The sequence below is a fragment of the Mycobacterium sp. genome (assembly GCF_044223235.1).
Lineage (GTDB): Bacteria > Actinomycetota > Actinomycetes > Mycobacteriales > Mycobacteriaceae > Mycobacterium.
Window position 1 is genome coordinate 161898 of record NZ_JBGAME010000005.1, and the last position, 26523, is coordinate 188420.

Below are 26523 nucleotides of genomic sequence, written 5' to 3' on the forward strand. Positions count from 1 at the left end.
GGTATCTGTTCGCGGACAAAGTGTTTGGGGTTATTCGTTGGTGCGGTAATGCAGGCCGAAGGGCTCAACTGCCCCGATACGTGGAATAGGAGTAGGGCGACAGCAGGACGGGCACGTGGTAATGGCTCGCGGGGTCGGTGATTTCGAACGCGATGACGATCTCGGGATAGAACCCCGTCAGGTTCTGCGTCGCGAAATACGCTGCGGTGTCGAAGTGCAACCGGTACACCCCCGCCGCCAGGCTGCCGCCGAGGCCTGCGATGCGCCCGTCCCCGTCGGTGGCGGCACTGATGAGCCCACCGCCGTGGGCGTCGGAGAGGGTGACCGTGACGCCGACCGCGGGCCGGCCCGAGACGGCATCCAGGACATGGGTGGACAAACTCATCGGATCACCATGCCCCGGTGAGCGGGCGCACGTTCAGACCTGCCGCGGTGTGTCGGGATTCTCGTGTCCGTGCCCGACGTTTCACGCGGGAGGCTCGCTCAGCAGCCGCTCCAACCGCAGTCTGTTGATCTTGGCCAGTTCGTTGCGCATCACCCGGCGTTCGGTGTCCGGATCGTTCTCGAGCCGTTCGGTGAGAATCCCCAGCAGCTCCTCGGCGGAGCGTCCGCTGGCACACACCAGATAGACGTATCCGAACGTCTCCTCGTACTTGCGGTTCTTCTCCGCCAACTCCTCGCGCACCGATTGGTCGGCGTCGGCGACGCGCGCCTGCTCACGCGCCGACGAGGGACTGTGGGCCGGCGATACCGAAGCGCCGATGCGCGGATGGCCGTCCAGCGCCGCGTCGATCTCGGCGTCGGGCAGCTCGGCGAGCACCCGGTCGGCCCGGTCCAGCAGCGCGTCGACGTCCCGGAACGGCGCACCCGCCAGTACCCGCCGGGCCCAGATCGTCGACGAGCACACCCCGAACAGCAGGTGCATCCGCTGCCGATCGGTCAACGCGTTGAATCCGTCCAGGCCCAGCGCCCCGTGTGAGGCCATCTACTGCAGCTCGTTGAGTCGGCTGAACCGGGCGGCCGCGATCGGGTTGGCGTCGGCGACGAGGTCGGAGAACCGGTAGTTGGCGATCTTGGCGACCTCGATCAGCGCGAACGCACGCTCGGCGCCCGGGGAGTTGTCCATCCGGGACCAGCCGTTGTTGAGCACGCGGTCGAAGTGTTCGGTCTCGCGGGCGCAGATGATCAGCGGGAAGCCGAAATGCTCACGGTAGGCGGTCGCCAGCTGAACGACGTCGTTGTGGTCGTCCTCGTCGAGGTTGGACAGTGCGACGTGGTCGACGGCAAGGGCGTGGCCGGTTTCGTCCTCGGCGCCCAGGTCGTGGAAGGCGTTGAGCAGTTCGGTCTGCTGATCGGTGGTGCCGGTGAGCACCGCGTCCTGGAACGCCTCCCGCATGGCCTTGGTGTCGGCGAAGGGACGCTGCTCGAATGCGCGCTCGATCGCCCACGGCACATCCTGCACGACGTGCCCGAACACCTCGGTAAACCTCTCGGCGGTCATCGAGTTGACCTCGTCGAGCGTGATCGAGCCGCCGCCGGCCACCCGTGGACCGCGGGATCCGGTGTGGAAGAAGACGATGTTGAGCAGGATGGCGCTGACCGCGCCGATGCTGATGCCACTGCCGAAGATCAGGTCGAGGCCGGCGGGCATGCCCTTGGCGATGTCCGGATACGACGTGACCCACAGCGCCAGCGCCAGGCTGGTCGTGACGATGATGAGGTTGCGGTGGTCGGTGAAGTCGACCTTGCCCAGGGTCTGGATGCCGACGACGGCGACGGTGGCGAACAGTGTCAGGGCCGCGCCGCCGAGCACCGGGTTCGGGATCGACGCGACGACGGCGGCGACCTTGGGTAGGAACCCGAGCAGGATCATGATGGCGCCCGCGGCGGCCACCACCCATCGGCTCTTGACCCCCGTGAGCCGCACCAGGCCGACGTTCTCGGAGAACGCGGTGTAGGGGAAGGAGTTGAACACGCCTCCGATGGCGGTGGCCACACCGTCGGCGCGCAGCACGTTGCCGATGTCGGAGGCCTTCACGCGCTTTCCGACGATCTCACCGGTGGCGATGGTCGAACCCGTCGACTCCACGGCGGTGATCATCAGCACGATGATCATCGTCAGACAGGCGACGAAGTCGAATTTGGGCATGCCGAACAGGAACGGCGGGGTGAAGCCGAACGCCGAGGCCTCACCCACCTTGTCGAAGTTCATGTCGCCGAGCGCGTAGGCCGCCGCGCAGCCGATGACCAGGCCGAGCAGCACGGCGATGGTGGCGAGGAAGCCGCGGAACAGGCGCTGGATCGCCACGATGATCACGATGGTGCCCAGGGCGTAGAGGAACCAACGCATGTTGGTCGGATCCTTCTCATGGGTGTGCGGGTTGGTGACGGCGTCCATCGCGCCGACCGGCACCAGACACAGGCCGATGATCGTGATGAGCGTGCCTGTCACCACCGGCGGGAAGAATTTCAGCAGTTTGATGAAGATCGGCGCGATCAGGAACGTGAAGATGCCCGCGACGATCACCGCGCCGTAGACGTAGAGCATGCTGGCCGAGCCGCCGCCGTGGGCCAGGCCGATGGCGATGATCGGCGAGACGCCCGCGAACGTCACACCCTGTAGCAGCGGCAGCCGCACGCCGATCTTCCAGAACCCCACGGCCTGGATGATCGAGGCGATACCGCAGGTGAACAGGTCTGCAGTGATGAGCATGACCAGCTCTTCCTGCGACAGGCCCACCGCGCCGGCGATGATGATCGGCACCAGCACCGCTCCGGCGTAGAACGCCACCACGTGCTGGAACCCGTAGGTCGCCAGCTTCGGGATCGGCAGCACCTCGTCTACGGGGTGGACACGCTTCTTGAGGGCACTTTTGGCCGGGGCGGTCATGCGATACAGAATCGGCCACGATCAGACTGTTCGCATGTCGAAGGATGCGCGGACCGCGGGTGTACTGCTCGCCGCCGGCGCAGGAACTCGGTTCGGGATGCCGAAAGTACTTGCCGCGCAAGGAGAGTGGCTGCGAAAAGGGGTGGACGCGCTGGCGGGCGGGGGGTGTGACGACGTGGTGGTGGTGCTCGGCGCCGCGCTCGTCGAGGTACCCGCCCCGGCACGGTCCGTCATCGCCACGGATTGGGCCGACGGAATGAGCGCGTCGTTGCGCGCCGGACTCGGCGCGGTACCGGACGCGGCGACGGTCGTATTGCACACGGTCGACACGCCCGACGTGGGTGCCGACGCGGTCGCGCGGGTACTGGCCGCTGCCGAGCCGACCGGCCTCGCCCGGGCAGTGTACGACGGAAAGCCCGGACATCCGGTGGTGATCGCGTCGCGTCATCGGTCCGAACTGCTGGCCACCTTGGCCGGCGATCAGGGTGCCAGGAGGTTTCTCGCCGGGCGCACCGACGTGGTGGCCGTCGAGTGCGCCGACCTGGCCACCGGTGCCGACATCGATGTGCGGTAGCCCACGTCGGCGTGCCGACGCGTCGCGCGCGTGCTACTCACTGACGTGATGGCCGAAGACAGTGCTGGATGGCTGACAGATTCCGCGTGGGGCGCCGTTCAACGTGCAGTCCCAATACTTTGCGTGGATGCGCTGCTGATCCGCCGCCGAGCTGCCGTCACCGAGGTGGGGTTGATCCAACGCCACAACCCGTTCGGGCCGGAGCCGATGTGGTGCCATATCGGCGGGCGCGTGCGCCGCGACGAGATCCTGACGGTGGCGCTGCGCAGGCACCTCGACGATTCCATCGACAACGTCGAGGTTCCGCTTGTGGGCGACGTCCAGCCGGTCTACGTGATGGAGTGGCTGACCGGCGGTCCGACGGATGACGCGCCGTGGGCGGGGACCGATCCGCGCAAGCACGCGATCTCACTGTGCTACGCAATCCCGGTCGCAGAGGACCCGATGTGCCGGCCAGGCGGCGAGGCCCTGTACTTCCGGTGGTTCGAGCCGGCCGAACTGGACGACCTCGACGGTGTCTGGCCCGGCACGAAACATCTCGTCAACGCCGTTCTGTCCCGGGCGAGACTCGATTTCTGAGCTGGTCAGAGCAGCCCCAGCGCCACCACCGCGTCACGCTCGGCGCGCAACTCGGCGACCGAAGCGTCGATTCGCGCACGGGAGAACGGGTTGATGTCGAGGCCTTCCACGATCTCCCACGCGCCGCCGGTCGACCGGCACGGGAACGAGCACACGAGGCCCTCGTCGATGCCGTAGACACCGGGGGAGGGCAGTGCCACCGACGTCCAGTCGCCGTCTGGGGTGCCGTGCACCCAGTCGTCGACGTGGTCGATCGCGCCGTTGGCGGCCGAGGCCGCCGAACTCGACCCGCGGGCTTCGATGATCGCGGTACCGCGGCGCGCCACCGTCGGGATGAATTCATCGGTGAGCCAATGGGTGTCGGCCGCGTAGTCGGCACCGGACCGACCGCCCACGATGGCATGGAAGATGTCCGCGTACTGGGTCGGGGAGTGGTTTCCCCAGATCGTCATCCGGGAGATCTCGCTGACCGGAACGCGGGTCTTGCGGTGGATCGCCGCGACGGCCCGGTTGTGGTCCAGACGCGTCAGCGCGGTGAACCGCTCGGCAGGGATGTCCGGGGCGTGCGCCGCCGCCACCATGGCGTTGGTGTTGGCCGGGTTGCCGACGACCAGCACCCGCACATCGTCGGCGGCCCCGGCGTTCAGCGCGCGGCCCGCCGTCGCAAAGATCTGCGCGTTGGCGCCGAGCAGGTCGGCCCGTTCCATCCCCGCGGTGCGCGGCTTGGCGCCGATCAGCAGCACCACATTGACCCCGTCGAACGCGGTGCCCGGGTTGTCGTAGATCTCGGTGCGGGTCAACAGCGGGAAGGCGCCGTCCTCCAGCTCCATCACCACGCCCTCGGCGGCGCGCACCGCGGTGGGCAGTTCCAGCAGACGCAGGATCACCGGGGTGTCGTGGCCCAGCATGGCGCCCGCGGCGATGCGGAACAGAGCGGCGTAGCCGATCTGGCCTGCGGCGCCGGTGACGGTGACGATCCGGGGCCGGGTCACAGCGACTCCTCTGGGGTCAGGGCGGCGGCGAAGCGCCGAACGGCCGCCGCGGCGGCCTGAGCGGCGCCGTCGTGGCCTGGCCGGGCCCGAATGCCGATCGTCCCGGTGGAGGGCGTCAGCGTCGCCTCGGCTACCAGCTCGCCCGTCGTGGGTTCGCTCACCGCCCAGGTGTACTTGATGTCCTGTTTCCAGCCGGTAGCGCAGCGTGCGACGTAATCTGGGTCGTGGACTCCCATATCTGCGAGCGCGGGGCGATCGTCCATCAACTTGTCGGCGCGCATGGGCCGCAAGTACCACGCGCCGGCGTTGATCTCCACGGGATCCATTGGTGACAGGGTCTCACGACCCGAAGGCAGTGGCGGACCCGGCACCTGGACGGAAGGTGATCGCAGAGTGAAGGTCACAGTGATAGGGGCCAGCGGCCTCATCGGAACCAAACTTGTCGAGCTGTTGGCCAAGGAGGGCGAGGAACCGGTCGCCGCGTCGCGCCGATCGGGGGCCGATGTGATCACCGGCGCCGGGTTGGACAAGGCGCTCCGGGGTGCGCAGGTGCTCGTGGACGTCACCAACTCACCGTCCTTCGACAACGGTGCGGTGATGGATTTCTTCCTCACCTCGACGACGAATCTGGTCGCCGCCGCGCGGGCGGCCCGCGTCAAGCACTACGTCGCGCTGTCGATCGTCGGCGCCGACGGGCTGCCCGACAGCGGCTACCTCAGGGCCAAAGCCGCCCAGGAGCGGATCATCGTGTCCTCCGGACTGCCGTACACGATCGTGAGGGCCACGCAGTTCCACGAGTTCGCGGACGGGATCGTCGACTCGATGATCGACGGCGATGACGTGCGCGTGCCGGACGCGCTGATCCAGCCCATCGCGGCCGATGAGGTCGCCGCGTTTCTGGCCGAAGTCGCGGTGGACCCGCCGCGCAACCACATCATCGACATCGGCGGCCCCGAGAAGATCTCGTTCGCCAAGCTCGCCCGGCAGGTGCTGGGGAAGCGGCACGACGACCTTTATGTGGTGGTCGACCCGCAGGCGCGCTACTTCGGCACCCGGCTGAGGAAAACCAGCCTGGTCACCGGCGAAGGGGCGATGCTGAGCAGCATCCCGTTCTGGTGACCGTGGCTACTTGATGGCTATGTGATCTCGCAGACAACCGTGCCTTGGGTGATGGCCGCGCCTGGCTCCACGCCGAGGCCTGTGATGGTCCCGTTCTTGTGCGCGGTGACAGGGTTCTCCATCTTCATGGCCTCGAGCACCACCACGAGATCGCCAGCGGCGACCTCCTGACCCTCTTCGACCGCGACCTTGACGACGGTGCCCTGCATCGGTGCGGTGACCGCATCGCCGGACGCCGCCGCGCCCGCGTGGGCGCCGCGCTTGCGTGGCTTGGGCTTCTTCCTGATCACACCGCTGGCCACGCCCCCGCCGCCGTTTCCGATGGCCAGGTCACCGGGCAGCGACACCTCGAGCCGGCGCCCGCCGACCTCGACGACGATCGTCTGCCGCGGGATGGTGTCTTCCTCTTCGATCGGATCGCCACCGGTGAACGGCTCGACGTTGTTGTCCCACTCGGTTTCGATCCAGCGGGTGTGCACGGAGAATCCGTCGTCGTCGCCGATGAAAGCGGGGTCGGAGACGATCGCGCGGTGGAACGGGATGACCGTGGCCAGCCCCTCGATGGTGAATTCGGCCAGTGCGCGCCGCGAGCGGGCGAGGGCTTCTTCGCGGGTGGCCCCGACGACGATCAGCTTGGCCAGCATCGAGTCGAACTGGCCGCCGATGACCGAACCGGTTTCCACGCCGGAGTCCAGGCGGACACCTGGGCCGGCGGGCGGGTCGAACTTGCTGACGGGACCGGGCGCGGGCAGGAAGCCGCGGCCCGCGTCCTCACCGTTGATCCGGAACTCGAAGGCATGCCCGCGGGGCGTCGGATCCTCGGTGATATCGAGGGCCTCACCGTTGGCGATCTTGAACTGCTGCAGCACCAGGTCGATGCCGGCGGTTTCCTCGGTCACCGGATGCTCGACCTGAAGCCGCGTGTTGACCTCGAGGAACGAGATCAGGCCGTCCTGGGCCACCAGGTACTCGACGGTGCCCGCGCCGTAATATCCGGCCTCCTTGCAGATCCGCTTGGCCGACTCGTGGATCTCCTTGCGCTGCGCGTCGGTGAGGAAGGGAGCGGGGGCCTCCTCGACCAGCTTCTGGAAGCGGCGCTGCAGCGAGCAGTCACGGGTTCCCGCGACGACGACGTTGCCGTGCTGGTCGGCGATCACCTGGGCTTCGACGTGACGCGGCTTGTCCAGGTAGCGCTCGACGAAGCATTCGCCGCGGCCGAATGCGGAGACGGCCTCACGGGTGGCCGACTCGAAGAGTTCGGGGATCTCCTCCAGGGTGCGGGCGACCTTCATGCCGCGCCCGCCGCCGCCGAACGCGGCCTTGATGGCCACCGGGACGCCGTACTTCTTGGCGAACTCGACGACCTCGTCGGCGTCTTTGACCGGGTCGGGAGTGCCGGGCACCAGCGGGGCTTCGGCCCGGGCCGCGATATGACGGGCGGTGACCTTGTCGCCGAGGTCGCGGATCGACTGCGGGCTGGGGCCGATCCAGATCAGGCCCGCGTCGATGACGGCCTGGGCGAAGTCGGCGTTCTCGGAGAGGAACCCGTATCCCGGATGGATGGCGTTGGCGCCGGACTTGTCCGCGGCGCCGAGGATCTTGCCGAAGTCGAGGTAGGACTCTGCGGACGTTTGCCCGCCCAGGGCGAACGCCTCGTCGGCGAGCCGCACGTGCGGGGCGTCGGCGTCGGGCTCGGCGTAGACGGCCACGCTCTGAAGGCCGGCGTCCTTGGCCGCGCGGATCACCCGTACGGCGATCTCGCCGCGGTTGGCGACGAGCACCTTCGCGATGTTCGAGCTGGCGTGACTAGGCACCGGTGCCTCCTGATGGCATCTCTCTAAGAAACGTCTTTAAGAATGTAATCCCGGGGGCAGTGTAAGCGGCGGATGTGTGCCGCGATTCACGCGCCCCGCAGTCGGCGCTTGATCCGCGCCAGCATCGCCGACATGCCGCGCAGCCGCAGCGGGCTGATCAGCGCGGCCAGGCCGAGATCGGTGTAAAAGTCGTCGGGCACCGCCAGGATCGCCTCGGCGGTCTGTTTATCCAGACCGGTCGCGAGGATCGCGGCGAAACCCCGGGTGGTCGGCGCCTCGGCGGGCGCGCTGAAGTACAACCGCACATGATCGCGGTCGGCGGCATCGACATGCAGGAACAGCGGCGATTGGCATTCCGGCACCGGTTCCATCGCCGCCTCTTCGAGATCGGCCGGCAGGGCGGGTAGATCGTCGGCGAACTCCAGCAGCAGGCGCAGCTTGTCCTGCCCCTGCACGTCTCGGAACTCCGAGACGACCTCCGCCAGATGGGCCGGCATGGTCATGACGGTGCGGGCGCCTCTCCGGGTTCTTCACCGACGGCGACGGGTACGCGTACGGCGTTGCCCCACTCCGTCCAAGAGCCGTCGTAGTTCCGCACGCCGGGCAGGCCCAGGAGATGCGTCAGCACGAACCAGGTGTGGCTGGACCGCTCACCGATGCGGCAGTACACCACCGTCCTGTCTTCCGGGGTCAGAAACCCGTACAGCACGTCGAGTTCCGCGCGTTTGCGGAACCGTCCACTTTCGTCGGCGGCCTTGGCCCACGGGATCGACACGGCGGTCGGGATGTGGCCACCGCGCAGCGCACCCTCTTCGGGGTAGTCCGGCATATGGGTCCGCTCGCCGGTGAACTCCTGGGGTGAGCGCACGTCGATCAACGGCTCGGAGCCCAGGATCGACAGCACCTCGTCCTTGAACGCGCGGATGGACGATGAGCCGCCCGCGCGAAGAGAATCCGGGACGAGGTCGTCGCGCTCGACGACGGGATAGCCCGAGGTTTGCTTGGACGGCACGTCGAGCGTGGTGTCGCGGCCGTCGTTGATCCACAGGGTGCGGCCGCCGTCGAGCAGTCGCACATCCTGGTGCCCGAACAGTGTGAAAACCCACAGCGCATAGGCCGCCCACCAGTTGCTCTTGTCGCCGTAGATGACCACTGTGTCGTCACGGGAGATGCCCTTGCGATTCATCAGATCGGCGAACTGGGCCCCGTCGATATAGTCCCGCACGTGCGGGTCGTTGAGGTCGGTGTGCCAGTCGATCTTCACCGCCCCTGGGACGTGACCGGTGTCGTAGAGGAGCACGTCCTCGTCGGATTCGACGATGGCCAGGCCCGGCCGCCCGAGGTTGCTGGCGAGCCAGTCGGGGGTGACCAGACGTTCGGGGTGGGCGTAGTCCTTCAGCGCGGGGCTGGGATCAGCGGGTAGCGGCACGACTCCGAGCCTACCGCCGAGGTCCATCGTTGCTGTTTCTGCCGCCCCCGAGCTATTTTGCGAGTGGTGACCGCGTCAGCGCCCGGCATTGTCGGGCCAGAGCTGCGGAACCGTGATTTCCAACTGGGACAGCAGCTTTCGCAGTAGGGGCAGGCTCAGCCCGATGACATTGGACGGGTCGCCGTCGATTCCGTCGATGAACCAGCCGCCGAGCCCGTCGAGGGTGAACCCACCGGCCACCCTGGTGGGCTCGCCGCTGGCGAGGTACGCCTCGAGCTCGGTGGCCGACGGTTCCCCGAAGCGCACGGTCGTGATTGCCGCTGCGGTGACCGTGCGCTGCACGGAGCCGTCGGCGACCACGACGACGCTGTGTCCGGTGTGCAATTCGCCGGCGCGACCGGCCATCTCATGCCACTGCCGGCGGGCAGTACCGGACGTTGCCGGCTTGCCGCACAGCACACCGTCGAGGTGAAGCATCGAATCGCAGCCGATCACAACACAATCCGTTGCGACGGCCGGTGGGAGTCGGCTCGTGACGTCGGCCGCCTTGGCCGCCGCCAGTGCGCATACGACCACGTCAGGCGCCACGCCGGTGCCCAGCGACGCGATGACCGCGTCCTCGTCCACGCCCGACACGATCACCTCGGGGTCAATGCCGGCCTGCCGCAACACCTTCAGCCGGCCAGTCGACGCCGAGCCGAGGACCACCCGGGTCACTGCGTATGTTCTTCGCGCAAGCGGCTCATCGTCATCTTTTGTTCTTCGCGCAAGCGCTCATCGTCATCTTTTGTTCTTCGCCCAAGCGCTCATCGTCATCTTTTGTTCTTCGCGCAAGCGCTCATCACCGCCGCATGTGCGCCCGCTCCAGCAGGGTCACCCGCTGCCAGCTGAAGACCGAATAGCGCAGCTTGTCGACCGGATGGCCCCACGGATTGAGCTCCTGCGGGCCCGGCTCCGCCGGGGCCCCTGCCGCTCCGGCCAGCACCGCAGCCAGCGCGGCGAGCTCGTCGTCGGACGGCGCACCTTTGACGATATGGATCTCCGGTGTCGGTGGTGGCGGAGCGTCGATGGTCAGATCCCGTGGATCGCTGACTTCGGTGATGTCGGTCTCGTGCGGCATGTATCGCCTCTCTTCGGGTGATTTCGGCGCGCTTTCGTGCGCTCACCGCACGAAAGCGCGCCGAAATCGCGACGGCTCACAGTGGAATATTGCCGTGTTTCTTCGGCGGCATCTGGGTGATCTTGCGTTCGAGCAGTCGCAGTGCCGTGCCGATGTAGCCGCGGGTGTGCGACGGCGGGATGACCGCGTCGACGTAGCCACGCTCAGCGGCGACGTACGGGTTGACCAGGGTGTCCTCGTAGTCCTGCTGGAGCTCCAGGCGCAACGCGTCGACGTCCTTGCCCTCGGTGGCGGCGTCCTTCAGCTGCTGGCGGTAGACGAAGCCGACCGCGCCGGAAGCACCCATCACCGCGATCTGCGCCGTGGGCCATGCCACGTTGACGTCGCAGCCCATGTCCTTGGAACCCATCACGCAGTACGCGCCGCCATAGGCCTTGCGAGTGATGACGGTGATCTTCGCGACAGTGGCCTCACCGTAGGCGTACAGCAGCTTGGCGCCGCGGCGGATGATGCCGTTGTACTCCTGGTCGGTGCCCGGCAGAAAGCCGGGAACGTCGACCAGCATGACGATGGGGATGTTGAAGCAGTCGCAGGTCCGCACGAACCGGGCCGCCTTCTCCGACGCGTTGATGTCCAGGCAACCGGCGAATTGGGTGGGCTGGTTGGCGACGATGCCGATGGGGCGGCCGTCCACCCGCCCGAATCCCACGACGATGTTCTGCGCGTAGCCGGACTGGACCTCCAGGAACTCGCCGTCGTCGAGGATGCGGGTGATCACCTCGTGCATGTCGTATGGCTGGTTGGGTGAATCCGGGATGAGGGTGTCGAGTTCGATGTCCTCGTCGGTAAGGCTTTCCTCGATTGGCGCCGGATGAGGCGCCGGGTAGCGCGGCGGCTCGGCGTAGTTGTTGGGCGGCAGGTAGCTCAGCAGGTCGCGCACCCAGTCGAACGCGTCCTGCTCGCCCGAGGCGACGTAGTGCGCGGTGCCCGACTTGGACATGTGGGTCTGAGCGCCGCCAAGTTCCTCCATCGTGACGTCCTCGCCGGTGACGGTCTTGATGACATCGGGCCCGGTGATGAACATCTGGCTGGTCTGGTCCACCATGACGATGAAGTCGGTCAGCGCGGGGGAGTAGACGTGCCCACCCGCGGCGGCGCCCATGATCAGCGAGATCTGCGGGATCACGCCGGAAGCCAGGATGTTGTTACGGAAGATCCGGCTGTACAGACCCAGCGAGACCACGCCTTCCTGGATGCGGGCGCCGGCGCCGTCGTTGATCCCGATGAGCGGGCGGCCCGTCTTGATGGCCAGCTCCTGGACCTTCACGATCTTTTCTCCGTACACCTCGCCGAGGCTGCCGCCGAACACGGTGGCGTCCTGACTGAAGATGCAGACGTCACGGCCGTCGATCGTGCCGTAGCCGGTGACCACGCCGTCGCCGACCGGACGGTTCTCGCCGAGGCCGAAGTTGGTGCTCCGGTGCTTGGCCAGCGCGTCAAGCTCGACGAAGGAGTCGTCGTCGAGAAGTGCGTAGATGCGTTCGCGGGCCGTCAGCTTGCCCCGGGCGTGCACCTTCTCCACGGCCGTCTCACCGACCGGGTGCAATGTCTCCTCGGTACGGCGCTTCAGATCCGCGAGCTTGCCCGCGGTGGTGTGGATGTCGATCTTGTGGCCTGGCGCGGGCTCGGTGACGCTGGTCATGGGTGTCGATGCTATCGGTCGTCATCTGAGCGCGGTCACGTGAACCACTGGACAACGCCTGACGATGGCGCGCCGGCCGGTTGCGATCCGCGGATTCAGTGGCACTCAGGGCCGAGTCGGCCACCCTGACCACTGCGCCCGCTTGCGGCACTGGTGACCCGTTCCGTCGGCGCAGGGATTCCGAATTGCGGTGAGCCGATGCTGACGGGATTGGCGATGCAACGATAAGGAAAGGGAACCAGCAAACCAAGATCGCGGCGCATCGGACGCGCGGTCGAATGCTGCACAGGCGTCTGACAGGTAATTTCAAGGCTAGACGCCGATCGAAACCGGCGCGGCGACGCGTCGCATTGCGATTCGAGCGAATTAATTGACGTTTGCCAAAGTCGCGTATTCCGCCATTAATCGCCACGGATTGACAGGCGGGTGGAGCTGTCAAGCTGCAAACTGGACCATATAGATAGTCGTTTCATCGGCTATGGCGCGACGAATTCCGGCGTGTGTGATTAGATCAATTTCAGTCGACTCTATTCCTTTGCTGAATTTCCTCTTCGTGATCCGTACAGGGGGGTCCATGACTTCATCTAGCGAACGTCTGGTCAGTGCCGACCGTGGCATTGTCGGTCCAGCGGGACCCGCCAGGCTGGCGGGTGGTGAGGCGAATGCCCCATCGTGCCGTCCGCCACGGCCCCACTTGATCCGGCAGCTAACCGCTGCCGAGAAGCAATGCGTAGCGCGGGTCAGCGCATTCGTGGTCGCCCTCGGCATCGGCGTGGCCATCGGCACCAACCCGGCTACCGCCTGGTCCGCCCCCGCCGATTCGGGAAAGGCTTCTGCCACATCGGATTCCGGGGATTCCAGCACCAAGAAGGGTTCCAGCACCAAGAAGGGTTCCGGCACCAAGGAGGATTCCACTACCACCAAGGGTTCCACTACCGCCAAAGGTTCCACTACCGCCAAAGGCGATGGCGGCGGCTCGTCCGCGGGAGGATCGGATGCCGCTGCAGGATCCGAGAAGGGGGTGTCGGGCACCCCGCCGGGCGGAAAGCGATCGGGTACGAAGTCAACGAATTCCGGTTCATCGCCGTCGGTTTCGTCGACGAAGAAGTCCACGTCGGGATCTCCGACTGCTGTGACATCGTCGGGCGATGGGTCAGGTGCAACTTCGGCGACTACCGGCAAGTCGACCGTGAAAGGCCCTACCAGCTCGAGTCGTAAAAAGGACTCCGCGGCCGAATCCGGCTCCCCTGACGAAGAGCCAAGTGCGGCCGGTGAGTCCGCCGAAGTGAGTGCTTCCACCGCACCGGCGAAAACGACACGGAATGTGTCGCCTGCCGCGTCAAGCACGGAGTCCACTCAAGAAACGGGTGCAGCCGAGACGGGGCTTCAGGCCGTGCAATCTACGGCTGCCTTCACTCCCGTCGGAGTTCCTGACCAGGTCACAGCGCTTCTGAATCAGGTGTTCCCCTCGAACCCGCCAGCCGATAATCCCGTGGTGCTCGCCGTGCTCTCTTGGGCGCGCAGGCAATCCTCCGCACTCTTCGGTGGCGGCGCAACAGCCCAGCAGGCGGCCTCCAGCACTCCCGCCGCTGCCGCCCCTGCGGACAGCACGGCGGCGCTCCAGGCGCGACTCGACGCACTCAAGCCCGGCGACACGCTCAACCTCGAGCCCGGGACCTACTACCACAGCGGAAACCTGCTGATCCGGGTTCGAAACGTAACGGTCAACGGAAATGGCGCAACGCTGGTAGCGACGAATCCCGATACATCGGCGGTCGGGATACTCGCCGACAACGTCACTGTCAAGAACCTCAAACTGAATGCTCCAGTCGGGGCGCCGCGCAACGACACTCCCTATACCGCCGGGCTGGTTCTCGCCGGCTTTGAGGGAGCAAAGGTCAGCGACGTGACCATCACCGGGGGTGCAGGGGCCGGCGTGTATGTCGGAGGTGCCAAAAACTTCCGCCTTGACCGCGTCACTGTGAAAGACACCGCCGCCGACGGATTCATGATCACCGCAGGCGCCAGCAACGGCCAGGTGAATAACGCGAAAACCCTGCGCACCGGCGATGATGCGATTGCCGTGGTGTCCTATAAGAACGAACCTGTGACGACTGACATCACGATCAATTCGCCGGTCGTCACCGACTCCTACCACACGCGCGGCATTGTGGTCAGCGGCGGTAAGCGAATCACGATTAACAACATTTCGGTAACGAACACGGCCCTCTCGGGAGTTTTCGTCGGGACGCAGGGAACACCCTATTTCACAGGTCCGACCTCGGATGTCATCGTCAACGGCGGCACGATCACAGATGCCAACACGACAACCGGGTTCCCGTTGGGCGCGGTGACGGTCGTCAACGAGAACCCCGACTCATCCACGAGCAACGTCACGATTTCAAACCTGACGCTACGGAATCCGATCACTCCGTGGTTCAACATCGGCCACGCCAGTTTCGGGGGCACCCTCAGCAACATCGTCTACAAGAACATCGCGATCATCGAGTGGCCAGAACGGCCGGTGCTGTACTCGAACGCGCCAGGCACGTACACGGCGACGGGTATCACGATGAACGGACGGCCCGTCGTGGTGCGCTGAGCTCCGGCGCGCATGCGGGCCGCGTCGTCTGAAGCGGTCGCACTCACAGGCTGGTCACACTCACGCCGATGTTGTGCCGCAACGCCTTCGGCGCATGCGTTGGTGAGGTGAATCATAACCGGGGTGCTGTCGTGGGTGATTCCCGATCGCATGTCGGATCGTGACCGGATGTGATGCGATACAGGCGCTCGCCATCGCCAGATCGAAACTCAGCCAGCGCCTTTGGTTTCGTGTTGGAGCGGATTTCGTGCTGGCGCGGGCTTGGGGTGTCGAGACCCGCTCGGCGTGCACGCGGCCCGTGTGGCGTTACACCCTCGACGACAGGCGTCGCCGGCGATGTAGGCAGGTCCCGTATCGACTCCTGAGACGTTGGCCTGCAGGCACATCGACGATGTAGGGGAGACATATGAGATTCTTCACATTCCCCGACATCGACCTGCATATGCTCGACCAGCGTTGAGGCCGATAACGTATGTTCAGCGTTGTAAGCGCTGGGCCTCCGATCTGCCACCGCGCCCCGTCACGCAGGCTTCCTTCGAATGCGTACATGGTCGAACCGTGATGGAATCGCATCGGCTTTACTACGCCTTTACTACGCCCCGTCGTCCGCATGAAATGCCCGCGGAGTCGGCCCATACCGGAGGTGAGCTCGATCGGGCTAAGACGACAGTTTTCCTGGATTCTGGTCGGCCGCCTCGCCGGGGCTGTGATCCAGGCACTCAGCCTTATGTTGGTCGCCCGGTGGAGCGGTCCGCAGGCATTCGGATTGTTTTCGTCAATATACGGAATTGCGATCGTCATCCAAACGGTTGTGGATTTCGGATTGACGACTCATATCACGCGTTTACGTGCGGCCGATCCTGACAGCGGGGAGATTGGCGCCGCGCTGCGGCTTGGAAGAAACATCACAATCCTCACGACGGTAGTCGGTACGGGATTCCTGGTGGCGGCGGGTTTCGTTGCGCCATCGTTGTTCCCGTTGGTTCTGTTGCCGTTGTGGATGGCTTCGGAGAAACAGGTCGAAGCTTGGCTTGCGGTTGCGCTGGCCGACGGCAACACGTGGCAGAACGCCAGTTCCCTGGTCTTTCGCCGGATCGGTGCATTGGTTGTGCTCGTGGCCGGCTACTTCCTCGGCATGGACCCCGTCACGACATACGTCTTCGGCTTGGCCCTGTTCTCGCTGCTCGCGTGGGCGCTGGCCTACTACATGACCGATGGAGTCCACACTGCCGCGGCTGTCCCGGTGCGCCGACTGCTCAAGGCTGGGCGGCCATATTGGGTGAACTCGCTGAGTGTGCAGGCCAGAAACTTCGATGTGTCGATAGTTGCGCTGGTCACCACGCCGGTTGCCGCGGGCTACTACGCGGCGGCCAGTCGGCTTACCACACCACTTCGCATGGTGCCCACGTCATTTGCCGCAGTGCTGCTTCCTGCGACGACCAGAAGTACCCGCGGTAACGCCAGGCCGTTCATCAAGGCCATCGCCGCCATGACTGCCCTCACAACGGTCATGTACGTGGGTTTGGCCGTTGCGTTACCGATCCTCGTTCCGGTAATCCTCGGTCCCAGCTACGAACCTGCGTCGACCGTCATACAGATCGTCTGTTTCGGGCTGATCGCCGCCGCCATCACATCGCAGTTCAACGCGCTGATGCAGGGTTGGGGATATCTGAGACCGGTGGCGGTTATCGCGACCTGCACGACGGTCTACTGTCTCGTCGCAATTGTCGTCCTCGCGATACCGTACGGCGCCGTGGGGGCTGGAATTGCCTTGGCATCCAGTTATGTGATCCAGCTTGTCCTGCAAATCGCTACCATGATCATTCTCTCGAAGAGGGCGGTATGAGAAGAACTGCGTTTTTGAGTGTTGCGGCCGCAGAGTGGAATCTTGGGGATATCTACATCAGGCGCGCAGTGACCCGCGCCATGGCCGACGACGCGATGGACGCCGTCGTCTACACCGGCGCGATGGGTCCCGGTTATGTCGAAGCCTTTGAGTTTCCGAGCGATTGGGTCGTCACCGCCTCACCTCGCCAATTCCTGACACTTCTGCTGGGCGCCTGCCTCAGGCGCAAGGCGACGGTCATCATGGCGCCAGGCCCCGCCCAGCTGGAAACGCGGCTTTCGCCGCTGGTCAAGCGACTCGGGGTAGCCCTCATGCTGATGTTTGCTCGACTGTCGGGCAATCGTGTCGCCGTACTCGGCAGGGCGCTACGCGGGTCGGGCCCGGTCGCCCTTCAGGCCGAGCGGTTGATCGCGCGTTCCACCGTGGTGTACTTGGCGAGGGATCCGCAAACCGCCGAACTCGTGGGCTCGCCGGCCCAGGCAAGACCCGACCTCGGCTTCGCCGACAGCGCCGCTCGTTCAGGTGCTGCACCGGAATCAGGCTCGGGCAGGCCGTTCATTGCCCTGTCTTTGAGATACGACCGCAACCCCAGCATCGATCTGGTTCGAGAGTTTGCCGAGCACTGGCGAGCGAGGGGATTCGACATCGTCCTGGTGACCCAGGTGCGCCAGGATCGTGAGATTCACGACGTGCTGTCCAACGAGTGCGGTTTCCGTCACGTCGATTGGCCTGATGGCCGCAGTCAGCTCGAGCAGGAACGTCTGGTAGTCGAGACGTACGCACAGTGCATTGCGGTGGTCAGCGATCGATTACACGCACTCGTAGTCGGATGTCGCCAGGGCGCCATCCCGGTGATCGCGGACAGCCTGGGGGAAAGCAAACTCCACGCCACTCTGGATTTCATCCTCGAGCCGCAGTCGGTTTGGCTGCATACGCCGTCGGCTGAACGGATGTCATTCGACCTGGATCTTTCCGACAGCGAAGCCCAAAGAATCGACAAATTGGTGAAGGAGGCTTCCGCTGCATTGACAACGGCCCTTCACCAGTTCACGGCCAGCAGTTCAGAACTGCCCGAGGCCACATCTGCAGGTATCGGGCAGTGATTGCGTGCGAACCGAGGAGCAATTCGACAGGCCCCTGAACCGCGGGCCGCTCACCCGTCGCGGCTTTCTCCGGCAGGCGGGCTTGACCATCGTCGCCGCAGCGTCTGCGGGCGCGCTGGCGTCGTGCGGATCCGACACCGGCAGGACTGGGCCGCCCAAAGTACTGGTCCGCGCGTTGTGGCAGCAGGTGAACATCGGCGATGTCGCGCAGGCGCCGGGACTGCTGTCGTTGCTCGCGAAGCACATCCCGAATGCCGAAGTGACACTATGGCCGGCCACCTGGAACGACGAGCTGAGCGCGATGATCACGCCCGCGTTTCCCGATGTCAGCGTGGTCGCGACGGAGCGGGACGTGGTCGCTGCGTTTCGGAGCAACGACTGCCTGATTCACGGGTCGGGTCCCGGTTTGGTCGGCAGGAGACAGCTGGGTGAGTGGGTTCAGGACAGCGACAAGCCGTACTCGGTCTACGGAATCACGTTGGCATCGCCATCTGCCTTGGAGATCGATCTCCTCAACGGTGCGGCATCGGCGTTCTTCCGCGATTCCGGTTCGCTTGCCGTCGCTGAGAGCGTGCTCGCCGACGACAAGGAAGTGGGATTCGCTCCCGATGCTGCCTTTGCCTTCAATCTGCGCAATGATTCGGCGGCCGAGCGTTTCCTGGCCCAGAACGGCCTGGCGGACGGCCGGTTCATGTGTGTGATTCCGCGTTTGCGGTACACCCCGTACTGGGACATCTCCGGCCAGCCGTACAACCGGGATCAGGATGAACGCAACCAGGCGATGAAGGGGCCCGATCACGTGCTCCTGCGCGAGGCGATTGTCGAAATCGTGCGGCAGACCTCGCTACGCATTCTTATCTGCCCTGAGGATGTGAGCCAGACCAAGATCGGGCGCGAACTGCTCTTTGACCCACTGCCTGATGACGTCAAGGGCAATGTCGTCATCCGTGAGCAGTTCTGGTTGCCGAATGAAGCATTGTCGGTGTACGTGCGTTCCGCCGGTCTCTTTGGTAATGAGATGCACAGTCCCGTTATTTGCATTGGCAATGGCGTGCCCGCGATTGTCTGCCGTTCAGCGGAGCAGACGACCAAGGGAATGATGTGGAACGATATCGGCCTCGGTGAGTGGTTGTTCGACCTCGATGATCCCAATTCAATGCGGGGTTTGGTGCCCGCGGTGCTGAAAATTGCGCACGACCCTGCCTGGGCTCGCCAAAAGGCCGGTGCGGCACGCGAACTAGTCCAACAAAAACAGCAGGTGTCGATAGCCGAGATGGCCCAATCGCTGAGCATCAACTAGTTTGTGGATATTGCTGCGGACACCCGCTTGACATGGGGCGAACTCATCGCCGCGTCAAGAAGTGTTATGACGCACGACACCTTGGTGCAGTGGCACCTCCACTGCGCGTGTGGGATAGTCAATTCGGACCGGCCATGTCCTGTTCGCTCTATCCGGCTGGTGGCAAAGGTGCCCAAAGAGGCGGTCCACAAAGGTCCGCAAAGGTCCGCAAAGGTCCACAAAGGTCCGCAAAGGTCCGCAAAGGTCCACGGTCCGCTGGTGAAGTTGCCGACAAGGTACGTTCTTCGCCAATTAAGCAGTCGTTTGTTCACAGGTACGGTCTACGGCTGTAATCACAGTTCCGGGCCCACGAGACAAGGATTCACGAGGTAGCGGGGATGAGGATCGCAGTACTCGGAACGGGCTACTTGGGCGCGACCCATGCGGCCTGTATGGCAAGCCTGGGCCACGATGTCCTGGGTATGGACGTCGATGAGGCCAAGCTGGAGAAGCTCCGATCCGGCGAGATGCCGTTTTTCGAGCCGGGTCTGGCGGATCTGACGCGGGAGATGCTGAACTCCGGCAAGCTGCGATTTACGTCGTCGTACGCTGAGGCCGCTGAGTTCGCGGATGCATTCTTCCTGGCGGTGGGCACCCCGCAGAAGCGGGGCGAGTTTGCTGCAGACGTGTCGGCGATCGACAGCGTCATCACGGCACTGGCACCTCTGATCGACCACCCAGCGGTGATATTCGGTAAATCCACCGTCCCGGTGGGCACCGCGGAGCGGCTGCGCTCGATGGCGCAACAACTCTCGCCCGTCGGCGAGGATCTTGAGCTTGCTTGGAACCCCGAGTTCCTGCGCGAGGGCCATGGGATCGCCGACACGCTCCGGCCCGACCGCCTCGTGTTGGGCGTCGCGAAGGACAGCGACGATCGTCCGACGCTGGTCGCCAAGGAGATCTACGGGCAGCTGCTCGACGCCGGTGTTCCGTTCCTCACGACCGACCTGCCCACGGCTGAGCTTGTCAAGATCTCGGCGAACGCATTTCTGGCGACGAAGATTTCGTTCATCAACGCCGTTGCCGAGGTGTGCGAGGCGGCGGGTGCCGACGTTGTCGAACTGGCCGACGCAATCGGGTACGACGACCGGATCGGTCGGGCGTTTCTCAATGCCGGTCTGGGATTCGGGGGCGGCTGCCTGCCCAAGGACATCCGGGCGTTCATGGCGCGCGCGGGCGAGCTTGGCGCCGATCAAGCGCTGACCTTCCTCCGCGAAGTCGACAACATCAACATGCGTAGGCGCACGCACATGGTGGAGCTGACCCGAACGATGTGCGGGTCGCTGCTGGGTGTCCGTGTCGCGGTGCTCGGCTCGGCGTTCAAACCGAATTCGGACGATGTGCGGGATTCGCCCGCATTGAATGTCGCCGGCCAGCTGCAGCTGCAGGGAGCCTCGGTCAACGTCTACGACCCCAAGGCGATGGACAATTCGCGAAAGCTCTTCCCCACACTGGGCTACGCGGTGTCCGTCGACGAGGCGTGCGACCGGGCCGATGTCGTGCTGGTGCTGACCGAGTGGAATGAGTTCCGTGAACTCGACCCCGCCCGGTTGGCCTCCGTGGTTCGCCATCCCCGTGTGATCGATGGCCGCAACTGCCTCGATCCGGAAGCCTGGCGGGCCGCCGGCTGGGAATATCGGGGATTCGGAAGGCGTCGGGCTGGATGACCGGGACGGCGCGTAATCTCGCCGGTTTCACGGGCGCGGGATACGAGCGGGGGCGTTCGTTCCCATGGCAGATCGCCTGGTTGACGGTCTCCGGGCTGATCGTCATGCGGTGGTGGTGTCCGACGCGTGTGAGGATCTCGATCCTCAGACTGTTCGGCGCGAAGATCGGCACAGGAGTCAACCTGCGTCACAACGTACGCATCCACTGGCCGTGGAAGCTGTCCATCGGCGATCATTCGTGGATCGGTGAGGACACCTGGATACTCAATCTGGAGCCTGTCGTGATCGGTTCCCATGTTTGTATCTCGCAGGATGTTCTGCTGTGCACGGGAAGTCACGATCGGCGTTCGCCGACGTTCGAATTCGACAACGGGCCCATCACGATCGATGACGGCGCGTGGGTCGCGGCCCGCGCCACCGTCCTTCGGGGCAGCGTCATCGGCCGCGACGCGGTGATCGGAGCCACGGCACTGGTGGCGGGCACGAAGGTGGCCCCAGGAGGAGTGATGGTCGCTCCTGTTGCTGTGGAATGGAACCCGGCTGAGCGGGCGGGGACGGCCAGGACGGCGGGGAACACGTGAAGATTCTCATGGTGGTCACACTCGTGAGTCCCTTCGGGGAGTATGGCGGACCGCTTCGGGTGGCGGTGAACCAATCTGTCGCGCTGGCGGAACGCGGCCATACCGTGACGATTGCCGGTTCATACCGTGGATACGACGTTGCGCCGTCTGATATCGAAGGTGTGCCGACCAAGCTGTTTCCGGGTGTGCAGGTGATTCCCAAGAGCGGCTTTGCGGGTTTGGCCGCACCTCGGCTGTGGGCATGGCTCGCACGAGCGGCGGGGAGCTTCGACGTTGCTCACATCCACGCCGCCCGTGATCTCGTGACGCTGCCGGCGGCGCGCACGGTCGGGTTGCGGGGATTGCCCTACGTGCTGCAGCCCCACGGAATGATTGACGAGTCCGACCGAGCGATGTCGAAACCCTTGGACAAGGGGCTGACGGTGCCCGTGCTGACGAGGGCCCATCGGGTGTTCTTCCTCACTCCCCAAGAGCGTGACTCACTGCAACACGTCGCCGCGGGCAAGGGCATAAATCTTGCAGAGCTGCCGAACGGGGTTCCCGAGACAGATATCTCGGCGACCTCGGCTTCCAGCGATGGCTCCGGCCGCGAGGTTCTCTATCTGGCTCGATTGGCCGGCCGGAAACGCCCCGATGCTTTCGTGCGCGCCGCGGAGGCGCTGAGCAGTGAATTCCCCGATGTCAGATTCGTTCTCGTCGGCCCCGACGAAGGCGAGGGTGCGGAGATCACCCGGCAGATCGAACGCGCGGCCGCACGAGGAACGCGGATCGCCTGGGAAGGGGCGATATCCCCGGCGGAGACCCTCAAGCGCATGTCGGCGGCGTCGGTGTATGTGCTGCCGTCCGTGGACGAGCCGTATCCGATGTCGGTTCTCGAGGCGATGTCCGTGGGCCTGCCGGTGGTGATCACCAAGTCGTGTGGACTTGCGGAGTTCGTCGAGAGGTCCGATGCTGGGATAGTTGTCGGTCACGACGACGAAACATTGATTGACGCGATGCGGCGTCTTCTGTCGGATCCCGCCGCCGCGCAGCGGCAGGGCGCCAAGGGCCGGGAGACGGTCCGGGCCGAGAGAAGTATGTGCGCGATCGCGACAAGCCTGGAGACGGCTTACACGCTGTGACGTCGCGCTCGACCGGAAGGCGCAGTTGCGTCCCGGGGGCAAGGCAGTATCGATTTTCCGCGGTTGCCACAAGCAGCCGTGGCCATCACAGGAGAGAACGCTTTGGAGATCCTCAACATATGGCGGGCAGTCAAGTCACGATGGTTATGGGTCGCTTTGTGTGTTCTCACTGCAGTGGGGGCGACGGCGCTGGTCCTGATCGTCAGCGGCACGAAGTATGTTGCCCGTAACGACCTGTTGATCACGGCGTCCGGCGGCGGTTTCGGCACGACGTCGGAGTACGTCTACAACGCGGAACGGCTCTCGGCGGCACGTGCACCCACCTACGCACAGCTGATTCAGAATCGTGAAGTTCTGACCAGGACGTCTGCGCGGGTCGGCCAGGGCGTGACTCCGGACGAGATTCAGGATGCGCTCGATGTGCGCACGACACGGGATATTCCGATCGTTCGCATCGCGGTCGTCGATAGTGATCCTCGCAGGGCCGTCGCCATCGCGACGGACCTCGCGGAGGTGTTCTCGGACTATGCGTCAGAGCTGGAACTGTCTGACGGCGTCGATGTGTCGGTGCGACCCGCCAACATTCATCCCGAGGTCGAGGTGGACGGGAACATCGTCAGCCGGCTCGTGCTGGCGGCGTTCTTCGGCCTCCTGGTCGGTGTCATTGCCGCGGCACTTGGGGAGCGGCTGGGCCGGCGCATCACCACCGGTCGCGAGCTCGAGGAGATGGGCGCTGACTACCAAGGTTCGGTGAAGGCGACCGAGGGTCACATCGACAGTTGGGACGACATCGACTACGCACCGGACTATCGCCGGCTTGCTGCCGCTGTCGCGGCAAGTGCCAAGCGCTCGAACGCTTCCCGGCTGCTCGTCACCGGCCCTGGTGATCCGATGACCACCTCGACCGTCGCACGGGGCCTGGCGGCCTATCTGGCTGAGTCGGGCGCACGCACGCTCTACATCGACGCCCGCGCCGAACTGGCCGATGTCGCAGGCAAATCCGCTCCCGGAACGCCCGGACTGACGGACCTCCTGCTGTCCGTGCGTGACCTCGACGAAGTCGCGCAGAGGGCGGACGTGTCGAACCTGACCGAGATCGCGATCGGCAACTGGCCGAATCAGCTGGAATCGCTGCTGGTTCGCTTCGACTTCGCCTCGGTGAACCAGGCGTTCGATTCGAAGTTCGACTTCACGATCGTCGATGGCGCAGCGGCCACTGTCTCGCCTGCGGGAGTTGCCGTGACGCCTCTCGCCGATGGTGCGGTGATTGTCGGTGTGGCCGGCATCAGCAAACGCAAGGATGTCGAGGAACTGGCATCTGTTCTAGCCGGCCTGCGAGTTCCGGTAGTCGGCATGACGCTCTGCAATGTCGTCGAGGTCGAGTCGATCGTCGAGCCGGCTGCCCCTGTGTCCTAGCTAGCCCTGGCGGATTGACCTATCAATGACTGATGTAGGGCTGTAGCGGATACTTGGGGTCGATGAGAAGACGTGACTTCCTGATCGGGGGTGCGTCAGCGATAACGGGTGCCGCGGTCACGGGCGCCGGCTTGTACGCCTATAACCCCGGCGGATGGCAGGCGGACGACGATCTGTCGGCGCCGACTGAACCGCCCTCGCAAGAACTGCCGCTGTACCTCAGTATCGACCCGTCGTCGTATGCGGTCGTTACCGACGAGCAGTTCGGCGGGGGCGCTGACGCGACCGGAGTCGATGACTCCACGGGCGCCTTCCGCGCGGCCGCGGAATCGGGGCAGCCGATCTATCTTCCCCCGGGGCGGTATCGCTTCGACGGCCCCGCACTCGATCTACCGTCTCCACGAGTCGTAGGCGCCGGCCAGGGCGCCACCGTGGTGACGCTGTCGCCGGATACCTACTTTCTCGATTCGGATCGTCGGTGGCCGCAACTGCTGCTGCAGGGCATTCGTTTCAAGGGCGGTATGGGACATGTCCGCAACAGGAGTACAGACGTCAACGTCAACGACCTGTTCGTGGTGACCGACTGCTCATTCGTCGACTACTCGACCGCCTCGATCTCGACGCACAGCACGGATCATCCGTACTGGAAGATCCAGCGGAACATCTTTCAGTCCAGCAACTGCACGTCGTCGGTCGGCGTTTCACTGTCGGGACTCACCGACGGAACGACCATCTCCGACAACGAGTTCCTGACCAATCGAATCCACATCCGACTTGATCGTGGCGGGAACAACACCTATATCTACAACAACGACTTTCTTCGTTTCCGCCCGTATGACGGCGTGCCACGGATAGACGTCTGGTTCGTGCCGGCACCGACAGATGTCAACAGCGGGGCCGGAATGGTCATCACCCGATGCAAATTCGGCAACGAGGGGTTGGATGCCAGGGACTTTCGCATCGTGTACGCCGACGAATCGGCAGCCGATCTCGTCGGAGGCGGGCGCTGGCCGGTTCTCGATCAGGAATCAGGTGGCTGGATCGCCGGGCACACCGTCGACAGCGTCCTGACCAACGGTATCGGCGACCGGTCTCCCATCCCGCTGATTCGTTCGACGACGTCGAAAATCATTGGGGGACACTACGGTCCGATCACCCAGGCAGGCAACAGCGGTGCTCCGATCATGTCCTCCATGCGACCGCTTCAGTACCAGAGTGAGAACACATTCGGTCCGCTGCTGCGCGCGAGCTACTCTATCGTGCCGCCAATGCCTCTTGTGGTTCACGACGAGTGACGAGGTCAGCCCGCCGGGATCTGCGAGATCGCACGAGGTAGGACAGCACGGCCAACATCACCGCGATCGAGAAGATCCGGAACACCATCCGGGACGGGTACTGGATCGACAGCAGCGCCATGAGCACCGCCAGGCCGACAGGCAGGATGCTGGCTGCCTGAAGACGGCCCAATCGCAGGTTGTGCATTGTGATTCCACAGGAGTAAGCCATCGAGCCGAAGAGGAACACCTGTGCCAGCGTGCCCAGTGCGGAGTACCAGGTGCCGACGAATGCGAGCGGTACCCACTCATATGGCCACAGCCGCTCCAGCTCAGCCGGCTGCGCCGTACCGGGTATCGGGTTGGCGTTGGCGATGAGGAACGACGGATCGACCTGAGTAAGCGCAGAGCGCTCGATAATGGGATGCGCGGCGAAAATCGATGACGTCAGCCGCTGCAATGTCGTTGTCAGCGCATTCCCGTCGAGCACGCCCGTGAGCAGCGACCAGTAGTTGAGGAGTCCATGCGGGTACTGCCGCGCGTCCTGCGTGACGCCGAACGTGATGACGACGGCGACCGCCGCCACACACCCGATGATCAGTGCACCCGCGTTGAGGCGGTTGCGAGCGGTGCCCTTCCTGATCATGATCACGGCGAACAGCAGCGGGAAGGCGACGGCCGTCCGCGTCCCAACAGAGGAAAGGCTGACGAACCACACGACGGCCATCGCGTAGGTCGCCCATCGCACGATGGCGGAGCGGTCGTTGGAGGCCAGCCACAGCGAGGCGAGGGCCAGCACGACTCCCGCCGGGTAGGTGGCACGAAGCAGCGTGGGCTCGCCGTCCGTCTGCAGGTACTCGACACGGTTCAACACACTGGGGCCCTGGCCCAACAGCCAGACCCCGTACGTCACGACCATCGCGACGAGCATGAATCGGGCTCCGGAAGAACCGTTTTCGTTTGCACGGGCGCGGGTGGTGCGTTCGTCATCCGAGTTCCGCGCAACGGGCAGGTTGGGCGTCACGCCGGCGTGCGTGCGTCCCAGAAAGTACTTGTCGGCGGTGACTTGCGCTGCCGGAATCAGCAAGGTGGCCACAGCGGCGCCGACCGTGGCCCACACCAACGGAGGAGTCGCCGCGGAATCGAGTGGTGTCGAGGAGTCGACCGTGTCCGGCAATCCGGCACCGCCGGAGTAGCGTGACCACGTCCACAGCGAGGGCCCGAAGAGCGCCACAATCATGAACGTGAAAGCCATTGCGGCCGGGGACCAGTTGGCGGGGTTGCGCGTCCGCGCCATCACGACGCAGAAAACACACGCAAGCACCCCGACGAGGAGCAGTACGGCGTTCGTCAAC

General features: G+C 64.8%; 25 protein-coding genes. 12 read left to right on the top strand and 13 right to left on the bottom strand.

Annotation, left to right across the window (positions count from 1 at the left end):
• Nucleotides 1-64: 64 nt before the first annotated feature.
• The 3 genes from uraH to pbuX form a co-directional block, all read right to left on the bottom strand.
• Complete coding sequence (gene uraH / locus ADBZ6K_RS10270; protein WP_526346143.1) at nucleotides 65-385, bottom strand: hydroxyisourate hydrolase; 321 nt, start codon at nucleotides 383-385, stop codon at nucleotides 65-67.
• Nucleotides 386-466: 81 nt separating this feature from the next.
• Complete coding sequence (gene uraD, locus ADBZ6K_RS10275) at nucleotides 467-985, bottom strand: 2-oxo-4-hydroxy-4-carboxy-5-ureidoimidazoline decarboxylase (RefSeq protein ID WP_526346145.1); 519 nt, start codon at nucleotides 983-985, stop codon at nucleotides 467-469.
• Nucleotides 986-2890 carry a PbuX/PucJ/PucK family nucleobase permease gene (gene pbuX, locus ADBZ6K_RS10280; protein WP_526346147.1) on the bottom strand — a complete coding sequence of 635 codons (1905 nt, stop codon included), beginning with the start codon at nucleotides 2888-2890 and terminating at the stop codon, nucleotides 986-988.
• A gap of 34 nt (nucleotides 2891-2924) precedes the next feature.
• On the opposite strand from pbuX, the gene ADBZ6K_RS10285 reads away from it, so the two are divergent.
• A complete protein-coding gene (locus tag ADBZ6K_RS10285; RefSeq protein ID WP_526346149.1) occupies nucleotides 2925-3464 on the top strand; it encodes a nucleotidyltransferase family protein in 540 nt (179 codons plus the stop codon).
• A 48-nt stretch (nucleotides 3465-3512) separates the two neighbouring features.
• Nucleotides 3513-4043 carry a DUF4916 domain-containing protein gene (locus tag ADBZ6K_RS10290; RefSeq protein WP_526346151.1) on the top strand — a complete coding sequence of 177 codons (531 nt, stop codon included), beginning with the start codon at nucleotides 3513-3515 and terminating at the stop codon, nucleotides 4041-4043.
• Between the two features lie 5 nt (nucleotides 4044-4048).
• Here the strand turns inward: ADBZ6K_RS10290 and ADBZ6K_RS10295 are convergent, their stop codons facing one another.
• On the bottom strand, nucleotides 4049-5035 hold the full coding sequence (locus ADBZ6K_RS10295; protein ID WP_526346153.1) for a malate dehydrogenase: 987 nt from the start codon (nucleotides 5033-5035) through the stop codon (nucleotides 4049-4051).
• Nucleotides 5032-5361, bottom strand: coding sequence for a hypothetical protein (locus ADBZ6K_RS10300; protein ID WP_526346155.1), 330 nt, complete (start codon nucleotides 5359-5361; stop codon nucleotides 5032-5034). Before ADBZ6K_RS10300 ends, ADBZ6K_RS10295 begins: the two co-directional genes overlap by 4 nt.
• A 67-nt stretch (nucleotides 5362-5428) precedes the next feature.
• Here ADBZ6K_RS10300 and ADBZ6K_RS10305 point away from each other — a divergent pair, with 67 nt between their 5' ends.
• Nucleotides 5429-6154 carry an SDR family oxidoreductase gene (locus ADBZ6K_RS10305; protein ID WP_526346157.1) on the top strand — a complete coding sequence of 242 codons (726 nt, stop codon included), beginning with the start codon at nucleotides 5429-5431 and terminating at the stop codon, nucleotides 6152-6154.
• Between the two features lie 17 nt (nucleotides 6155-6171).
• Here the strand turns inward: ADBZ6K_RS10305 and ADBZ6K_RS10310 are convergent, their stop codons facing one another.
• The 7 genes from ADBZ6K_RS10310 to ADBZ6K_RS10340 all read right to left on the bottom strand — a co-directional run bounded on the left by ADBZ6K_RS10310 (nucleotide 6172) and on the right by ADBZ6K_RS10340 (nucleotide 13332).
• Nucleotides 6172-7968 (bottom strand): acetyl/propionyl/methylcrotonyl-CoA carboxylase subunit alpha, encoded by a 1797-nt coding sequence (locus ADBZ6K_RS10310; RefSeq protein ID WP_526346160.1) that lies wholly within the window; start codon nucleotides 7966-7968, stop codon nucleotides 6172-6174.
• Between the two features lie 86 nt (nucleotides 7969-8054).
• Nucleotides 8055-8471: a SufE family protein gene (locus tag ADBZ6K_RS10315; protein WP_526346162.1), complete on the bottom strand. Its 417-nt coding sequence runs from the start codon at nucleotides 8469-8471 to the stop codon at nucleotides 8055-8057.
• Nucleotides 8468-9397, bottom strand: coding sequence for a sulfurtransferase (locus tag ADBZ6K_RS10320; protein WP_526346164.1), 930 nt, complete (start codon nucleotides 9395-9397; stop codon nucleotides 8468-8470). The genes ADBZ6K_RS10315 and ADBZ6K_RS10320 overlap by 4 nt, the downstream gene beginning before the upstream one ends.
• Nucleotides 9398-9472: 75 nt before the next feature.
• Nucleotides 9473-10114 (bottom strand): Maf family protein, encoded by a 642-nt coding sequence (locus ADBZ6K_RS10325; protein WP_526346166.1) that lies wholly within the window; start codon nucleotides 10112-10114, stop codon nucleotides 9473-9475.
• Between the two features lie 124 nt (nucleotides 10115-10238).
• Nucleotides 10239-10517, bottom strand: coding sequence for an acyl-CoA carboxylase epsilon subunit (locus ADBZ6K_RS10330; protein WP_526346168.1), 279 nt, complete (start codon nucleotides 10515-10517; stop codon nucleotides 10239-10241).
• 76 nt (nucleotides 10518-10593) lie between these two features.
• Nucleotides 10594-12219, bottom strand: coding sequence for an acyl-CoA carboxylase subunit beta (locus ADBZ6K_RS10335; RefSeq protein WP_526346170.1), 1626 nt, complete (start codon nucleotides 12217-12219; stop codon nucleotides 10594-10596).
• A 435-nt stretch (nucleotides 12220-12654) separates the two neighbouring features.
• Nucleotides 12655-13332 carry a hypothetical protein gene (locus ADBZ6K_RS10340; protein ID WP_526346172.1) on the bottom strand — a complete coding sequence of 226 codons (678 nt, stop codon included), beginning with the start codon at nucleotides 13330-13332 and terminating at the stop codon, nucleotides 12655-12657.
• A gap of 382 nt (nucleotides 13333-13714) precedes the next feature.
• Between ADBZ6K_RS10340 and ADBZ6K_RS10345 the strand changes: the two genes are divergently transcribed.
• The 9 genes from ADBZ6K_RS10345 to ADBZ6K_RS10385 all read left to right on the top strand — a co-directional run bounded on the left by ADBZ6K_RS10345 (nucleotide 13715) and on the right by ADBZ6K_RS10385 (nucleotide 25189).
• A complete protein-coding gene (locus ADBZ6K_RS10345) occupies nucleotides 13715-14821 on the top strand; it encodes a right-handed parallel beta-helix repeat-containing protein (protein ID WP_526346174.1) in 1107 nt (368 codons plus the stop codon).
• A gap of 643 nt (nucleotides 14822-15464) precedes the next feature.
• A complete protein-coding gene (locus tag ADBZ6K_RS10350) occupies nucleotides 15465-16667 on the top strand; it encodes a lipopolysaccharide biosynthesis protein (protein WP_526346176.1) in 1203 nt (400 codons plus the stop codon).
• A gap of 80 nt (nucleotides 16668-16747) precedes the next feature.
• Nucleotides 16748-17770 carry a polysaccharide pyruvyl transferase family protein gene (locus ADBZ6K_RS10355; protein ID WP_526346178.1) on the top strand — a complete coding sequence of 341 codons (1023 nt, stop codon included), beginning with the start codon at nucleotides 16748-16750 and terminating at the stop codon, nucleotides 17768-17770.
• 4 nt (nucleotides 17771-17774) lie between these two features.
• The gene (locus ADBZ6K_RS10360) at nucleotides 17775-19070 is read left to right on the top strand and encodes a polysaccharide pyruvyl transferase family protein (RefSeq protein WP_526346180.1); all 1296 of its coding nucleotides are present in this window, start codon (nucleotides 17775-17777) and stop codon (nucleotides 19068-19070) included.
• Between the two features lie 377 nt (nucleotides 19071-19447).
• Nucleotides 19448-20776 carry a UDP-glucose dehydrogenase family protein gene (locus tag ADBZ6K_RS10365; RefSeq protein WP_526346182.1) on the top strand — a complete coding sequence of 443 codons (1329 nt, stop codon included), beginning with the start codon at nucleotides 19448-19450 and terminating at the stop codon, nucleotides 20774-20776.
• Nucleotides 20773-21357, top strand: a complete 585-nt coding sequence (locus ADBZ6K_RS10370) for a putative colanic acid biosynthesis acetyltransferase (RefSeq protein WP_526346184.1) — start codon at nucleotides 20773-20775, stop codon at nucleotides 21355-21357. Before ADBZ6K_RS10365 ends, ADBZ6K_RS10370 begins: the two co-directional genes overlap by 4 nt.
• Nucleotides 21358-21365: 8 nt before the next feature.
• Nucleotides 21366-22478 (top strand): glycosyltransferase, encoded by a 1113-nt coding sequence (locus ADBZ6K_RS10375; RefSeq protein WP_526346186.1) that lies wholly within the window; start codon nucleotides 21366-21368, stop codon nucleotides 22476-22478.
• Between the two features lie 102 nt (nucleotides 22479-22580).
• Nucleotides 22581-23894, top strand: a complete 1314-nt coding sequence (locus tag ADBZ6K_RS10380) for a hypothetical protein (protein ID WP_526346188.1) — start codon at nucleotides 22581-22583, stop codon at nucleotides 23892-23894.
• Nucleotides 23895-24025: 131 nt separating this feature from the next.
• On the top strand, nucleotides 24026-25189 hold the full coding sequence (locus ADBZ6K_RS10385; RefSeq protein WP_526346190.1) for a right-handed parallel beta-helix repeat-containing protein: 1164 nt from the start codon (nucleotides 24026-24028) through the stop codon (nucleotides 25187-25189).
• On the opposite strand, the gene ADBZ6K_RS10390 is transcribed toward ADBZ6K_RS10385, so the two are convergent.
• Complete coding sequence (locus ADBZ6K_RS10390; protein ID WP_526346192.1) at nucleotides 25149-26522, bottom strand: hypothetical protein; 1374 nt, start codon at nucleotides 26520-26522, stop codon at nucleotides 25149-25151. The two genes, ADBZ6K_RS10385 and ADBZ6K_RS10390, sit on opposite strands and share 41 nt — an antisense overlap.
• Nucleotide 26523: the final 1 nt, after the last annotated feature.